18 protein-coding genes and 2 riboswitches are annotated in these 14,924 nt (G+C 48.6%); of the genes, 13 read left to right on the forward strand and 5 right to left on the reverse strand.

What is annotated here, in order from left to right; genetic code table 11:
• Positions 1-127: 127 nt before the first annotated feature.
• The 5 genes from queC to HI950_RS00215 all read left to right on the forward strand — a co-directional run bounded on the left by queC (position 128) and on the right by HI950_RS00215 (position 4,199).
• The gene (queC, locus tag HI950_RS00195; protein WP_169082131.1) at positions 128-793 is read left to right on the forward strand and encodes a 7-cyano-7-deazaguanine synthase QueC; all 666 of its coding nucleotides are present in this window, start codon (positions 128-130) and stop codon (positions 791-793) included.
• A complete protein-coding gene (gene queD / locus HI950_RS00200) occupies positions 793-1,245 on the forward strand; it encodes a 6-carboxytetrahydropterin synthase QueD (RefSeq protein ID WP_169082269.1) in 453 nt (150 codons plus the stop codon). The genes queC and queD overlap by 1 nt, the downstream gene beginning before the upstream one ends.
• Positions 1,232-1,963 (forward strand): 7-carboxy-7-deazaguanine synthase QueE, encoded by a 732-nt coding sequence (queE, locus tag HI950_RS00205; RefSeq protein WP_169082130.1) that lies wholly within the window; start codon positions 1,232-1,234, stop codon positions 1,961-1,963. The genes queD and queE overlap by 14 nt, the downstream gene beginning before the upstream one ends.
• A gap of 26 nt (positions 1,964-1,989) precedes the next feature.
• Entirely contained in the window at positions 1,990-2,487 is a 498-nt protein-coding gene (queF, locus tag HI950_RS00210) for a preQ(1) synthase (RefSeq protein ID WP_169082268.1), read from the forward strand.
• Positions 2,488-2,714: 227 nt separating this feature from the next.
• On the forward strand, positions 2,715-4,199 hold the full coding sequence (locus HI950_RS00215; protein WP_169082129.1) for a serine hydrolase domain-containing protein: 1,485 nt from the start codon (positions 2,715-2,717) through the stop codon (positions 4,197-4,199).
• A 53-nt stretch (positions 4,200-4,252) separates the two neighbouring features.
• On the opposite strand, the gene thiD is transcribed toward HI950_RS00215, so the two are convergent.
• From thiD to HI950_RS00235, 4 genes are all read right to left on the reverse strand, one after another.
• On the reverse strand, positions 4,253-5,065 hold the full coding sequence (gene thiD, locus HI950_RS00220) for a bifunctional hydroxymethylpyrimidine kinase/phosphomethylpyrimidine kinase (RefSeq protein WP_169082128.1): 813 nt from the start codon (positions 5,063-5,065) through the stop codon (positions 4,253-4,255).
• 75 nt (positions 5,066-5,140) lie between these two features.
• Complete coding sequence (locus tag HI950_RS00225; RefSeq protein WP_411268048.1) at positions 5,141-6,181, reverse strand: ABC transporter substrate-binding protein; 1,041 nt, start codon at positions 6,179-6,181, stop codon at positions 5,141-5,143.
• Entirely contained in the window at positions 6,178-6,954 is a 777-nt protein-coding gene (locus HI950_RS00230; RefSeq protein WP_223285055.1) for an ABC transporter permease, read from the reverse strand. Before HI950_RS00230 ends, HI950_RS00225 begins: the two co-directional genes overlap by 4 nt.
• On the reverse strand, positions 6,935-7,705 hold the full coding sequence (locus HI950_RS00235) for an ABC transporter ATP-binding protein (RefSeq protein WP_169082127.1): 771 nt from the start codon (positions 7,703-7,705) through the stop codon (positions 6,935-6,937). Before HI950_RS00235 ends, HI950_RS00230 begins: the two co-directional genes overlap by 20 nt.
• Before the next feature lie 88 nt (positions 7,706-7,793).
• A riboswitch (TPP riboswitch) is annotated at positions 7,794-7,896 on the reverse strand.
• Between the two features lie 89 nt (positions 7,897-7,985).
• Here HI950_RS00235 and HI950_RS00240 point away from each other — a divergent pair.
• The 6 genes from HI950_RS00240 (at position 7,986) to HI950_RS00265 (ending at position 12,937) form a co-directional block, all read left to right on the forward strand.
• Entirely contained in the window at positions 7,986-8,543 is a 558-nt protein-coding gene (locus HI950_RS00240) for an SLOG family protein (protein ID WP_169082126.1), read from the forward strand.
• 120 nt (positions 8,544-8,663) lie between these two features.
• Positions 8,664-9,269 carry a DUF2087 domain-containing protein gene (locus HI950_RS00245; RefSeq protein WP_169082125.1) on the forward strand — a complete coding sequence of 202 codons (606 nt, stop codon included), beginning with the start codon at positions 8,664-8,666 and terminating at the stop codon, positions 9,267-9,269.
• A 98-nt stretch (positions 9,270-9,367) separates the two neighbouring features.
• Positions 9,368-10,270, forward strand: coding sequence for a phosphotransferase (locus HI950_RS00250; protein ID WP_169082124.1), 903 nt, complete (start codon positions 9,368-9,370; stop codon positions 10,268-10,270).
• Positions 10,271-10,386: 116 nt separating this feature from the next.
• Positions 10,387-10,466, forward strand: a riboswitch (ZMP/ZTP riboswitch).
• Positions 10,467-10,527: 61 nt separating this feature from the next.
• Positions 10,528-11,103, forward strand: coding sequence for a DJ-1/PfpI family protein (locus HI950_RS00255; RefSeq protein ID WP_169082123.1), 576 nt, complete (start codon positions 10,528-10,530; stop codon positions 11,101-11,103).
• A 39-nt stretch (positions 11,104-11,142) separates the two neighbouring features.
• Complete coding sequence (locus tag HI950_RS00260) at positions 11,143-11,616, forward strand: GNAT family N-acetyltransferase (protein WP_169082122.1); 474 nt, start codon at positions 11,143-11,145, stop codon at positions 11,614-11,616.
• A gap of 124 nt (positions 11,617-11,740) precedes the next feature.
• Positions 11,741-12,937: an MFS transporter gene (locus HI950_RS00265; protein WP_223285056.1), complete on the forward strand. Its 1,197-nt coding sequence runs from the start codon at positions 11,741-11,743 to the stop codon at positions 12,935-12,937.
• Positions 12,938-13,367: 430 nt separating this feature from the next.
• On the opposite strand, the gene HI950_RS00270 is transcribed toward HI950_RS00265, so the two are convergent.
• Positions 13,368-13,586, reverse strand: a complete 219-nt coding sequence (locus HI950_RS00270) for a hypothetical protein (protein WP_169082121.1) — start codon at positions 13,584-13,586, stop codon at positions 13,368-13,370.
• 248 nt (positions 13,587-13,834) lie between these two features.
• Between HI950_RS00270 and HI950_RS00275 the strand changes: the two genes are divergently transcribed.
• Both HI950_RS00275 and HI950_RS00280 read left to right on the forward strand, forming a co-directional pair.
• On the forward strand, positions 13,835-14,278 hold the full coding sequence (locus tag HI950_RS00275; protein WP_223285057.1) for a hypothetical protein: 444 nt from the start codon (positions 13,835-13,837) through the stop codon (positions 14,276-14,278).
• 119 nt (positions 14,279-14,397) lie between these two features.
• Positions 14,398-14,880 carry an NUDIX hydrolase gene (locus HI950_RS00280; protein WP_169082120.1) on the forward strand — a complete coding sequence of 161 codons (483 nt, stop codon included), beginning with the start codon at positions 14,398-14,400 and terminating at the stop codon, positions 14,878-14,880.
• Positions 14,881-14,924: the final 44 nt, after the last annotated feature.

A 14,924-nucleotide genomic window follows, 5' to 3' on the forward strand; every position in this document is an offset into this window, starting at 1 on the left:
ACATCGTCGTTTTTGCGTTCGGCGCGAACCGGCTCTTGCCGCTTCGCGCCGTTTCTTTGGTTTTTTAGCTACCTATGAAGGATGTCAGGCGAGCTCTATCTTCTCAAACCAGAGAGGGAGATGCAGCATGAAAAAGGAAAAGGCGGTCGTCGTATTCAGCGGCGGCCAGGACAGCACGACATGCCTGTTTTGGGCAATGGAGCGCTTCTCGGAGGTTGAAGCCGTTACGTTCAATTATGGACAGCGGCATAAGCTAGAGCTGGAATGCGCGGCGGAAATTGCCAAGGAGCTGAATATTAAGCATCATATTCTGGACATGTCGCTTCTTAATCAATTGGCGCCTAACGCGCTCACTAGAGATGACATAGCCATTGAGCAAAAAGAAGGGGAGCTTCCTACGACCTTCGTCGATGGACGGAATCTCCTGTTTCTCACCTTCGCTGCGGTGCTGGCGAAGCAGCTTGGCGCGAAGCATATCGTAACAGGCGTGTGCGAAACGGATTTTAGCGGATATCCGGATTGCCGGGACATATTCGTAAAATCGCTAAACGTGACGCTTAATTTGTCAATGGATTATCCGTTTGTCATCGATACGCCGCTCATGTGGCTGAACAAAGCAGAGACATGGGAGCTTGCCGAGACGCTCGGCGCGTTCGAATTCGTAAGGGAGCGTACGCTAACCTGCTATAACGGCATTATTGCTGACGGCTGCGGCGATTGCCCGGCATGCGTGCTTCGGAGAAATGGGCTTGACGAATATTTGGTCAAACGGGATCAGGGAGTGAAGCAATGATGCTGCAGCAGGTATATCCAGCAGCCAAACACCCTTATTGCTATGAGCTGAACAAGGATTTTCAGTTCGCAGCAGCCCATTTTGTACCTGCCGAGGAAGCAGGCAAATGCCGTCGGCTCCATGGGCATACGTATTATGCTAATGTCACGGTAGCCGGTGATGAGCTTGACACAGCAGGCTTTCTAGTCAATTTCGCGATCATTAAGCAGCTCATTCATGATCGGTTCGACCATACGCTGCTCAATGACGATAAGGAAAGCTTCAGCGACACGCAGCCAGAGCGTTTTCCCACGACAGAGGTAGTGGCTCGTACGATTTACGAGATCGTTCAGCGCTATCTGGATGGTACGGTCAATCGTGCGCAGTGCGTTCAGGTTTATCTGCGTGAAACGCCGACAAGCTACTGTATTTACCGCCCTAAGAGAAAGGCGGATTCGGATGCAAGCAACTAAACGGATTCCAGTCTTGGAAGTATTCGGTCCAACCGTACAAGGCGAAGGCATGGTTATAGGCCGGAAGACGATGTTCGTTCGTACCGCAGGCTGCGACTACAGCTGCTCTTGGTGCGATTCGGCGTTTACTTGGGACGGAAGCGCGAAAGCAGACATTCGCATGCTGACAGCGAATGAAATTATAGAGGAATTAATGGAAATCGGCGGCAGCGCGTTTGAGCATGTGACGATTTCCGGCGGCAATCCCGCGCTGCTGCCGCAGCTTGGCGGTTTTATTGAGGAGCTGCATGCGCGTGGAATTAGCGTTGCGCTGGAGACACAGGGCAGCCGCTGGCAGGATTGGTTTTGGTCCATTGACGAGCTGACCTTGTCGCCTAAGCCGCCAAGCTCCGGCATGAAGACGGATTGGCAGGTGCTCGACGATATCGTATCCAAGCTAATTGAGCGAGATGTCAGCTTTTGCTTGAAGACGGTCGTCTTCGACGATGTGGATCTTGAATATGCGACCAACGTTCATTTGCGTTATCCGAAGGTTCCCTTTTATTTGCAAGCTGGCAATAGTCAGTTGCAGGAAACGGAGCCGCAGCGTATGCTTCCTTATTTGGTGGAGCGTTATGAATGGCTGATTGATAGAGTGATGCCGAATGCGGATTTGAAGCGGGTTCATGTGCTGCCGCAGCTCCATACCTGGGTATGGGGCAATAAGAAAGGCGTTTAATAGAAAGGAAGGGCGCGGAGATGAGCATGGAAGGAAGAAGCAAGGAAGAGTTAAGCGGCGTGACGCTGCTAGGCAATCAAGGAACGCAATATTTGTTTAACTATTCGCCGGAAATTTTAGAGGCATTCGATAATAAGCATCCGAACCGCGATTATTTCGTAAAGTTCAACTGTCCGGAATTTACAAGCCTTTGTCCCATGACGGGGCAGCCTGATTTTGCAACCATTTATATTTCCTATATCCCCGGCAGCAAAATGGTAGAGAGCAAGTCGCTCAAGCTGTATTTGTTCAGCTTCCGCAACCATGGCGATTTCCATGAGGATTGCATGAACATCATTATGAATGATTTGATTGCGCTCATGAATCCTAGATATATCGAAGTTTGGGGCAAATTTACGCCGCGCGGCGGCATTTCCATCGACCCTTATTGCAACTGGGGCCAGCCCGGCACCAAATATGAGCAAATCGCGGAGCATCGCCTCATGAACCATGATCTTTATCCGGAGAAAGTGGATAATCGCTAAATCAAGCATGCTTGGAGCGGCATTTATAGGAAAGGGACACCTGAGACAGGTGTCCCTATTTCAGATTTTTCGCCGCTATGCGTGTTGTCAGAGCGTGCATTGCCCCATTTCGCCCGTCTAAAGTCTAGGCAGTTCTCGTACCTAAAGTCCATTTCTTTTATTTTTCATTGATCTATACTGTTGAATAGAAAGGCCAATGAATTTGTGAGGAAATGAGTGGAACGTCTATGATCAGAAACGTGATATGCATGTCAGTGCTGCTTTGCACGATAGCTGCGGCACTTACGAGCTTCGGCATGGTACCCGAAAGAGTCCATGCTGCTGCAACAGAAGAACAATCGGAGTATGCGGAATTAGATCGCTATATCGAGTCTGCGATGAAGAAATACAACATTCCAGGCGCAGCGCTTGGCGTCGTTGAGAAGGACTCCCCGCTGTACATAAAGGGCTACGGATCAGCGGATTCCAAGCACACAGCAATCACGCCGCAAACGCCTTTTATACTCGGATCGACGAGCAAGTCGATGACGGCACTTGCGGTCATGCAGCTTGTCGATGAGGGGAAGGTTGAGCTAGACGCTCCTGTTCAGCGCTATTTGCCGGATTTCAGCGTCTCTGATCCAAACGATTCAGCAGCTATTACGGTCCGTCATTTGCTTAATCAGACAAGCGGAATTCCGAAATCCGCGGGCTTGCTATTGCCTTCGCGAAAAATAACGCTGGAGCAATACCCGGCTACGCAGAAGGCTACCAAATTAACCGAGCCGGTCGGCAGCGCATTTCAATATTCGAATGTGAATTACGATGTGCTGGGGGCGTTGGTTCAAGCGGTGTCCGGCGAGCCTTACGGCGATTATATGAAAAATCATATTTTTGATCCGCTAGAGATGGAACATACATATGTATCTAAGGCTGCCGCTGCGAAGGCGGGACTGTCAGATGGATATCAGCCGCTATTCGGCTGGATGGTTGCGACAAACCCGAAGGAGAGGCCGGCTAATGTGCCATCGGGTTATATTAAATCGAGCGCGGAGGATATGGCTCATTATTTGATGGCTCAAATGAATAAAGGGGCTTATGCGGGGAAGAAGCTTGTAACGGATCAAAGCGCAGCGCTAATGCATGGAGAGCAGGGAGCGCTCGTTGATGAAGATGTGTTTTACGGCATGGGCTGGATAAAGCAGGGGAATACGATTATGCATGACGGCACTGCTGAAAACTTCCAATCCAATCTATGGATCGACGGAAATACCGGTATCGTGCTGCTCCTGAATTCAAATGACACCTTTATTCCTGCGAGCGCGATCCTAATGGAGGGAGTGCAGCATATTTTGAAGGGGCAGGCTCCCTCTGATGAGGATCCTCCCATTAAAGCAATAAACTGGACGATACGAATTTTAGCTGTGCTTATATTGCTGTTCATCATTCGATCGGTTTATATATTGCTTGCATGGAGCCGCGTTTATAAACCAAAACGCATGTCCATCACGCTGCATTTTATTTCAATTGGACTCTTCCATTCGATTCTGCCTATTGCCTTGATCTTATTGCCAGCACTTACTAATTCGTCTTGGAAGCTGCTGTTTGCGTTTGTTCCAGGGATGACACATCTTATGTTTGTCGCTTCGATTGTGCTGCTGGCTTGCGGAACCGCAAGATTGGTGCTGCTCTTCAGGAGCTTAAGCTTGCGGACGCACTCTCTATATAGCTAGGCCAAAGCAAACGCCGCTTCCTTATCGGAAGCGGCGTTTGCTTTGTACAGATTCTATCTTAAGCTCTGAAGTCTGCGCTGATAGGCAAAATGATTCGTTGGCCCGTGGCCGCCGCCGAACCCAAGCTGATCCTCAATAGCTGCTTGAATAAAGGCTTTGGCCATTCTAATCGCATCGGGCACTGTTTTTCCTTGCGCAATTCCGGCGGTAATTGCTGCCGAGAATGTACACCCTGTACCATGAGTATGACGAGTATCGATTCGTCGGCTCTCCAAATAGTCGAAACGTTCACCATCATAAACGAGGTCGACGAGCTGTGAGCTGCCCGAATCGTGGCCGCCTTTGATGACGACATAACGGGAGCCTTGCTGGAACAAGATTTTCGCCGCTTCCTCCCGTTCGCTGAGCGTGCGGATAGCCATCCGTGCAAGCAGCTCTGCCTCGGGAATGTTCGGTGTCGTCACGAGCGCAAGCGGCAGCAAATGCTTGATGAGAGCTTGAATAGCTTCCTGCTGCAGCAGGGAAGAGCCGCCTTTGGCAACCATAACCGGATCAATGATCAAGTTTTGCCAATGATACTGCTTTATTTTGGCGGCTACAATTTCAATGATTTCGCTGCTGAACAGCATGCCCGTCTTGAGCGCGGCAGGCGTTAGATCCTCGCCAATCGAATCAAGCTGTCTTCTGACGGCTGCAGCCTCCATCGCATATAAGCCTTGGACACCGAGCGTGTTTTGGGCAGTAACCGCGGTTATGACCGACATGCCGTAGGCGCCAAGCTCTTGAAAGGTTTTTAGATCAGCTTGAATGCCTGCGCCGCCGCCGCTATCCGAGCCTGCAATCGTTAACGCTTTATAAATATTCATCGATTTGTCCCCCGATCGTATCGTTACGCTATACTAACAGCTATTGGACTTTGCGGCCAGCATAAGAACGCTGTCCTACAAATTGGAGAAAGCATCCTCTGCCTTAATAGTAGAAGGAAGCAGCTCATTGGCCAGCAGCCACTCTCTTACGCTCGTCCAGGAAGCCGGATCCTGATAGCCAAAGGCTTGCTCTCCCGCATCCATAAGCGGCAGCAGGATAGCCAAGCTCTTCGTCTCGATCTCCTTATCAAGCGGCGAGGTTTGATCCTCATGCTCGAACAGAATCGACAGCGCTTGCTCGGTATTTTCCGAAACGAATTGCTGGCCTTCCGTCATAGCTGCTACAAATTTGGCCAAAATCGCTTGTTTCTTGCTCAGACCTTGGTCGCTGGCTACAAGCACAAGCTCGTAATAGTCGGGAACGCCATAATCGGCAGGGTTGATCGCGGTCATCGGATGGCCTTCTTTGGCAAGCAGCAGCTGCTCATGATTGATGAATCCGCCAATGATGGCATCTACCTTTTTTGTTGAGATAGCCGGAATAAAGGAGAAGCCCACATCGATCATCTCAACTGCCTGCGAGTTTCCGCCGTCTTCCTTAATCATCGTACGCATCATCGCTTCATAAAGCGGAATGGAGGAGTAGCCAACCTTCTTGCCGACCAGGTCCTTGGGTGACTTGATCGTTCCGCCTTCAGGCACCATCAAGTGGTTAAGCGGGTGCCTGACGATGGCGGCAATGGATTTTACGGGAATGTTCTCGCCGCGAGCCATTAGAACCTGTGGCTGGTAGCTGAGCGCCAAATCGATTTTGCCGGCGGCTACCAGCTTCAAGGCATCGTTCGTATCTGCGGGCATCTGAATATCAACCTCTAAGCCCTGCTTCTCGAAATAGCCGTTTTTCTGAGCGGCGTAAAGGAAGGAATGTACAGCATTGGGATACCAGTCGAGCATGATGGAGATTTTCTCAAGCTTCTGCTCGGCGGCTGAAGCATCGGTCGCTGCGGGCTCGTTATGGTCCGCGCCGTCGCTGCCGCTGCCGCATCCGCTTGTCACAAGCAGCAAGGCTGCCAGTACGACCTTTGTCGTCCAGTTTGTTTTAGCTTTCTTCATCATTTCTTAGTTCCTCTTCTCTTTAGAATCATTTTTTCAAGCAGCATGACAGCAGCAAATAAGCTGATGCCAATCAGTGATAGCAGAAAAACGGATGCGAACATGGAATCGGTGTTCAAATTGCCGGACATCCGCCTGCTGTAGTAGCCAAGGCCCTCGCTGCCGCCAAGCCATTCGCCAATCGTTGCGCCAACGACCGAGTAGACGACGGACAGCTTAAGTCCTGAGAAAAAGGAGGGCAGGGCGACAGGTATTTGTATTTTGCGGAAAATGTCCCAACGCGTCGCGCCCATCGTCAGCAGCAGCTCCCGGTACTCGCGTTCTCCCTTGCTAAGCCCGTCGTAGGTGCTGACGACGATTGGGAAGAAGGCGGTCAGAAAAACGACGGCGACCTTACTCCAGATCGAATAGCCAAACCACAGGATAAAGATCGGCGACAACGCGATGAGCGGGATGGTCTGGCTTATGACGATAAACGGGTAGAGCGCCTTCTCAAGCACGCGGAATGTGTGCATGGCCGCAGCGAGGGCGGCCCCGCCGACGACGGAGAGGAGGAAGCCAAGCAAGGCCTCCCGCAGCGTGGCAAGCAGATGCTGGCCTAGCAGGAGATGGCTGTCCTCGATCAATGCACCGCCAATGGCAGTCGGAGCCGGCAGAATAAAGGCGGGAACAAACCCGAGGTGTACGATCCATTGCCAACCGATAAGGAGGAGCATAAGCAGCAGGATAAAAAGTCCGTAATCGTGCAGCCATTTGTTAAAAAGAGGTTTGCGCATGCAGTCGTCGCTCCAAATCTTGTCTCAGCTGTACAAACTCAGCCTCGTAATTCAGCTCATAGTGCCTTGGACGCGGCAGCTGAACGATAATTTCCTGCACGCCCTGCGAGCTGCTCTCTGACATCACATAAATGCGGTCGCTTAGTAAAATAGCCTCTTCCAGATCATGCGTGATGAATAGGACCGTTTTGCAAAGATCGCCCCATAGCTCAAGCAGCCATTTGTGCATGCCCCGCTTGGTCATCGCATCAAGCGCGCCGAATGGCTCATCGAGCAGCAGAAGCTCTTGCCCGGTCATGAGCGTTCTTAAAAAAGCGACGCGCTGCCGCATGCCTCCCGATAACTCGTCCGGATAAGCGTGCTCATAGCCTGCGAGTCCAAAGCGTTGAAGCAGCTCCCGTATTTGGGCGATGCCATGCGGCATATCTCCTCGCGCCAGCTCAAGCGGAAGCATGCAATTATCGAGCACGCTTCTCCATGGGAGGAGCAGATCCTTTTGCGGCATGTAGGCGACCTTGCCTAGTCGATTAGCTGCAAGCTCGCCGCGCAGCCTGATTTCTCCCTCGTCAGGCTGAAGAAGCCCGGCCATCAGCTTAAAGAGCGTACTCTTGCCGGAGCCGCTCGCTCCGATAATCGATACGAATTCGCCGGCATGAGCCTCCAGCGACAGATTGGAAAAGATAGGCTTGCTGCTAGTTGAAGGATAGGAGTAGCTTAAATGGCGAAGCGATAGTAAAGCGGTAATACGCATCCCCCCGTAAACAAATAAAGACCCACCCATTTCCGTAGGGAAATGAGCGGGTCTAACGATCAAACAAGGCTTGCGCGCGTGATTGAAGGCTGTTTCTGCTCCACTTCCCTCCGCTGGAATGATCCAGATCAGGTTCAAAGGGTCCGGAGCATGCGCTCCATCTCAGCCGTTAGACTCCCCTAGTGAAATAAATAGGTCCATATTCAATTTGTATTTTTTCTACTATAGCATACACTGGAGAGATGTAAACCATAATTATTCGAAAAGGCGTTGAACAAAAATGAAAAATTTACTCGTTACGGGCTATCGTGCGCATGAGCTTAATATTTTTAGCCAGAAGCATGAAGGCATCGTTTATATTAAAAAAGCGTTGACAAGCAAGCTGGTTCCACTCATAGAGGACGGACTTGAATGGGTTATTACGCCTGGCCAGTACGGCGTTGATCTCTGGGCTTGCGAGGTCGTGATCGCGCTCAAGGAAATATATCCTCAACTGCGGCTATCGATTATTTCGGCTTACGCTAATCCGGAAGAAAAGTGGAAGGATGATAAAAAGGAATTTTATCAGCAGGTGCTAAAAGGGGTCGATTATTACGCCTCAGTCAGCAACCAGCCCTATAACGGGATTTGGCAATTTACGGCGCGGGACGAGCTGCTGTTTCGCAGAACGGACGGCATTTTGCTCGTTTACGACGAGGATGCAGGCGAGGGCAGTCCGAAGTTTTTTAAAGAAAGGGCGCTGAAGAAGCAGGCAGAAGGCTACGAATATATTAGCATCAGCTCGGAGGACATCCAAAGCATCGCGGATGATGACAATTTATATTCCGAGCATTCATGATGGTTACAAAAAAATGCGACACTTATGATTTGACAAATCATAGGTTCTCCGTTATTATCTGATTAGATAATTGTCTAATTAGATAAAAGTTAAATTAGATATCGAGGGGAGCGTAATCATATGCAGTTGGATAAGGTTGTGGCTTATCATAAGGCGCTGGCAGATGCTACGAGAATTAAGCTATTGATTATGCTGGCTGAAGGCGAGCTTAACGGGCAGGAGCTTGCAGAGAAGCTAGGCGTGACGCCAGCAACGGTCACACATCATGCGACTAAGCTGAGGGAGGCCAGCTTAATTAATGAGCGCAGAGAAAAGAATACGATTTATTTTTCGCTGAACCATTATTTTATTAAGAGCAGCGCCAGTGCCGCGGAGCAGCTCATTTATCGGAATGCAGGAACAGAGAAGGAAGTGGAGAGTATGGAGGAAAGCAGCAAGCGTCTAAAGGATTCGGTTATCCGAAATTTTTTTACCGCGGAGGGAAAGCTGAAGCATATTCCCGCTCAGCATAAGAAAAAACTGATCGCGCTTCAGCATATCGTGTCGCAACTGACGAGAGGGCAGAAGTATACGGAAAAGGAAATAAACATGTTTATTAAAGGCTTCCATGACGATTTCGCAACGATACGGCGGGAATTTATTATGCATCAGTTCATGTTTAGAGAAAACGACATTTACGAATTGAACCCGCAAGAAATGTGGGCAAAGTGGGAGACGTTAGCTTAAAGCCGGCAGAAAAATTAGTTATACCTGTTTTGTGCCTGTAAAGTTCGGAGCAATCGGGATAAGATGAACATATTCCATCCATTAAGGGAGCTGTTCGATTGTCAGATAGAGGAGAACTTGTTTCACAGGTGCTGTTTACTGCGGAGCGGCTTGGGTTAACGGATATTGATCCCGTTATTTTAAGTGAAGGCGGAAATTTGATCATTCATTTGGCTCCTCATGCGATTACTGCTCGAGTAGCCGTTGTTCTTTCTGAGAAAGACGCAAAGCTTGCGCATGAAATTCTCGAGCGAGAGCTGCAGGTGGCCGGTCATTTGCACAATCATGGCGTACCGGTACTGCTGCCAATCCTGAATGCAGGACCTCATCGTGTCGGGCGCAAGTGGGCGACATTTTGGCAATATGCTCCTCCTGCACCAATGGAGCCGCTCAAGCCAAGAGAGGCAGTCGAACTCGTTAATGGCCTTACTTTAGCGATGAGCGACTTCACGGCATGTACCATCCCAGTTCTCGGTATATGGGAAAGGGCCTATGAGGCGGCGGCGAGGCTGATTGAACAGACAGATCCTCGCATCCAATCATTGTTGGACATTTTTTGGGAGACAGACAACCAAATGCGAATGCTTAAACGAGAATGCTTGATTCCCGTTCATGGAGATGCGCATGCCCGAAACTTGCTTCCGAGTCCAGAAGGCTGGAAATGGAACGATTTTGAGGATGTATCTTACATGCCGGCTTATTGGGATCTGGCCTCTTATGTCGGGAACCTTGTTTTATTTGGCGGATTTCAGGAGCCGACCTACGCTTATTTGATGAGCCGTTCGGAAATCATTGCCGATCAACCAGCGTTTGTGTTCGCTCTAACGGCACGGACTCTTGTGGCAACCGTATCCAACCTGGATTTGGCGCTGGCAGGTGATGGGGATTTGGCATTTGCGTTCAAGCAGCTGGAGCTTGCGGAACCCTTCCTAAGCCAGATTAAACGAAGCTTAAAGCCCTAAAACGAATAACAATCGATGGCTTGTGCCAATGTCCCGGCAGCCGCTTATGATAAAACCATTAAAATAGCAAAAAAACGTTGCTTTATCCACGTATTCCTCATACAATAAAGTGAATATCTGGTATGCGCAACTGGCGTAAACGTGGACAACCACGAGGGAGCGCATATTCATATCGCCGTACGCCTGGGCAAAGTATTTGATCTTCGATCAAGTGCTTTTTTTTATTTTAACGATGGTGAAGGGTCAGGTGTTCAGGTATGAGGATCGCATTTATTTTGTTTGATCAGATGACTACGCTGGATTTTGCCGGTTTTTATGAAGCGGTAACGTGGATGGGGATATTGAATGCGAAAGAAAAGATGTCATGGGATTTCTGCTCGAACAAAGAGCAGATTACGGATGATCGTGGACTGACTATGAAGATAGACCGGGTTCTTCCTGACCTGTCAGACTATGATTTACTATTTATCCCGGGCGGCTTTTCGACAAGGCAGCTTCGATATGATACGGAATTTATGGCATGGATTCATACTGCGCAAAATGTGGAGTATAAGGTGTCTGTTTGTACTGGAGCATTGATTTTGGGTGCTGCGGGTTATTTGCATGAGCGGAAAGCGACAACAAATCCTTCGGCTTACGAATTGCTCGCACCTTATTGCTCGGAAGTAGTGAAGGCGCGTTACGTGAGGGACGGGAATGTGTTTACGGGCGGAGGAGTATCGGCTTCCATTGATCTGGGCCTGTATGTCGTAGAAACGCTTACGAGCAGTGAGATAGCAAGAAAAATACAAGAGAAGATGGATTATCCCTACTATACTGCTGCGAGAAGCTGATACGATTTTTGCGAAAATAATGTTGCTGGGGGTTATTCAATGCATATCCGTTTATTGGAGAAACACGACCAACTTCATGTCGAACATATGATGGCGGGGCATCCGCTGCAGTTTCCCCCTTTTATTATTGAAAAGTATCCCGAGCGTTGGCAAGCTTTTTTGACGGTACAAAATAACAAGCAGTGCGGCTACTACGTCGCTTTAGCAAATTCGGGTGATGTAGTGGGGCATGCTGGATATTTATTGAACGAAGAGCTGGCGCTATATGAGATTGTTGGAGTGGCGGTGTCTCAAAAAAATCAGCGGCAAGGGATCGGAAGAGTGTTGATCGATCATATTTGCAGCAAAATAAGCGAGCTGGGCATGAACCAAGTGATTCTCTATACATTGGGCCATGCTGGGAATGAAGAGACGCTTTCTTTTTATCGCGGCATTGGCTTTGAAATGATGAATTTTGAGAACGATTTCTTTAGAACGGATTTCCATAGGGTTACTTTCGTCAAAGCGTTATAAACGGCAGTACTGGGGCTTTGCGAGCAATCTGGCAATGAAAGGCGGTTGTCAGCCATTGCCGCCAAGTATACAATGTGTAAGGGGGAAAATAGGACAATGATTATTCAAGGAGAGTGCAAAAGGTTTGTCATCAAGTGTTATTTCTAAAGAATCCGTTTCTTTTCGTTTTCGTTTAATTACTTTGCTTCTGGTCGTCGTAGTCGCAGGCATGAGTCAAGGGCTGCTGCTGCCGCTGCTGTCTATCATGCTGGAGGATTCCGGCATCTCAACGGATATGAACGGTATTAACTCGGCTGCCATGTATATCGGAATTTTTTGTACGATGTTTTTTGTGGAGAAGCCGGTCATGCGGTTTGGTTACAAAAAAGTTATCGTAGCAGGGATCGCGCTAGTAACGCTTGCAAGCCTGCTCTTCCCATTTACAGAGTCGCTAGCTATATGGTTCGTCCTGCGTTTGCTTGTCGGCGTAGGCGACAGCTCGCTGCATTATGCGACCCAGCTATGGATCGTGAGCTCAAGCCCTGCCGATCGGAGAGGGAGATTTATTTCTCTATACGGTATGGCATACGGTCTTGGCTTCAGCATAGGGCCGCTAGGCATTAATCTTCTTCCGCTTGGGAGAGCGGTTCCGTTTGTTGTTTCCTGCCTATTTTTTGCCACGGTTCTTCTGCTAGTTCTGCGGATGAAAAATGAGATGCCAGAGCGAGCTGCAAGAGGCGCTGCGGCCGAAAATCGGTTCGTCAGAACCTATCGCATGGCGTGGTTTGTGCTTATACCGGGCTTCCTGTATGGCTTGATGGAAGCTTCCATGAACAGCAGCTTCCCGCTGTACGGCTTGCGTATCGATTTAAGCCAGCACTGGATCTCGCTGCTGCTATTGGCTTTCGGAGTTGGGAGCTTGATCCTGCAGCTGCCGCTTGGCATCATGAGCGACCGAATTGGGCGTAAGCCGGTGCTCATTGCCTGCGGTATAATCGGATCGCTAGCTTTCTTCGCGATACCTGCTGCTGGGGACAATGTGGCATGGCTAATCGTACTATTCGTCATTGCCGGAGGGGTGGTCGGATCGTTCTATTCGCTTGGACTTGCCTATGCCGCGGATATATTGCCTCGCTCTATACTGCCAGCGGCGAATGTGATCGCCTCGATCCACTTCAGCCTTGGCAGCATCATGGGGCCGACTCTCGGCGGTTATGGCATACGCTATATATCAGATTCCATAAACTTTCTGTTTTTGGGCGCTACATTCCTCATTTTCGCAATGCTCGGCTTCGTATTTCGTCCAAACAGGCGAGCGGAGGATGTGACAGCGTCGATGTAGGGCATTATAGTCACAGAAGCAGCAAGCTTGACGAAGCAGATTGATTGACAAACCAGTAGGATTAACGGGAAAAGCTCCTGTTATTTCTAAACATTTCAAGCGAAAATCGTGTTTAGATGGATTTTCTCCTGTTAATTTTTAATCTTTTACCTACTTGGTGTGAAATTGCTCCTTTTAGCGGGAGGTTTTCCAGTTAAATGGTCAATCGCCGCCTCAAAAGAAGATGGACTTTTTCCTGTTATTTCTTTTCAAAGGCAATGGTTTGAGGGAAAGTAGAGATCAGAGGATTCGAATACAACTCCTAATACGCAAAACGAGCCTTAGAAGTGATTCTAAGTGCTCGTTTTTTTGTGTATATTTCCGTTCAAAAAATGGCGCTTCTTAGTAGCAATGAGAAATCCAGCGTACTCTTTATTAGTCTCATAAGGCGTCACTCATACTTATTTGCGCTGGATGATTTGTGTTTGGTCTCTTCCTTGTTCTTCTCATCCTGCACCTGAAGCTTCAAGTCTTCCACGGGAATCGGATCAACCGTCTGCTCGCTCTTAAACTTGTCGAACAAGCTTTCCTTCTCCGTCGGATATTGCTCGGGATGATCCCGATTGCCCTTCTTCACAGCACCGTCTGCATCCTTCTCGAATTCATTCATGCTTGTCCACCTCTTATCATTGTTTCTATGTATGTACCCAAAAGATAAGGGGATCAAACGATCCGATTGTAACTTTTTGCCAATAATGGCGTCTATTATTTATCTGGAACGAGGAAGCACGATGGCGCCGCTGTGTGTCGCTGCTCAATCGACATGCGCAAACGTGGGCTGGAATATTGATGCCTAGAAGTGCTGCTCAAATTATAGAAAAACCCATGTTTGAGTTCGTAATTTGGAGGGGGGATCGCATGAGAAAATCTTTGCTGTTGGTGGTTGTTTGCTTGTTGGCTGGCGCTTTTATGGCTGTAAATCCGGTTCAAGCGAGTTGGGCCTACTCTTTTGTCGTAAATGACGGAAAGATCTATGTTCTCTCGGAAGTCCATGTGGAACCGGAACAAATTGGTGACAAGGTCGGCAAGGTTACTTCCTATTCGGATGAGGAGGGTACATACTCCGGCAATTTCTCCAACTCGTATCCGAAGGGCACGGAATACTTCGCGGTCCATGGCATTGACATTAACGAGGCGATAGCGATAAAAATAAGCGACGAATCATATTTGCGGGCAAACTACGAGGGGGAATATGAAGGGAATCGTTTTAGCTGGAAAAAAGGTTTGCTTTATTTAGGGGGACTATTCCTGCTCGTCATGGCTGTGCTCTTCGTGAAAAATAATTGGAAGCCCATCCAATAACACCACTGTCGAGCAGACATTTTAGGAAGGATTGATTCAAAGAGATTTTAAACAAAATATTTTCCGAAATGTCCATTTGAAATATAGCTTTATAACATCTGTGTAAGGAGGTAATGACTATGGCAATGCCGACACATATTGTGGCTGTAGGCGGAATCGTGGAGGATTCGCAAGGGAACATTCTTTTGGTGAAAACACAGCATGGCGGTTGGGTATTTCCTGGCGGGCAAGTGGAGGTCGGTGAAAATCTAATAGATGCATTAAGCAGAGAAATAAAAGAGGAGAGCGGGATAGACACCGTAGTCTCACACTTGATTGGCGTATATTCCAACACTGCGATACATAAATGGCATGACGGTGTAACGGACGTACCGACCAAAGTTATGCTTGACTATGTATGCAAGCCGGTAGGCGGACAATTGTGGACATCGGAGGAGACATCAGAAAGCCTCTGGTTCGCTAAGGATCAAGTGCTTGATCAAATTACTGCTCCCGCCATCCGCACCCGCTATCAGGCGTATTTGGATTTTTGTGGGAAAATAGCCTATATGGAATATGTAACGAAACCTCAGTTTGAGCTGAAGCTGAACAGAAATATTTAAATAATCATCTAGCGGATAGTTGCTTATAGAAGATTTTTACCTTT

It is taken from the genome of Paenibacillus sp. PL91, assembly GCF_012935325.2.
Lineage (GTDB): Bacteria > Bacillota > Bacilli > Paenibacillales > Paenibacillaceae > Pristimantibacillus.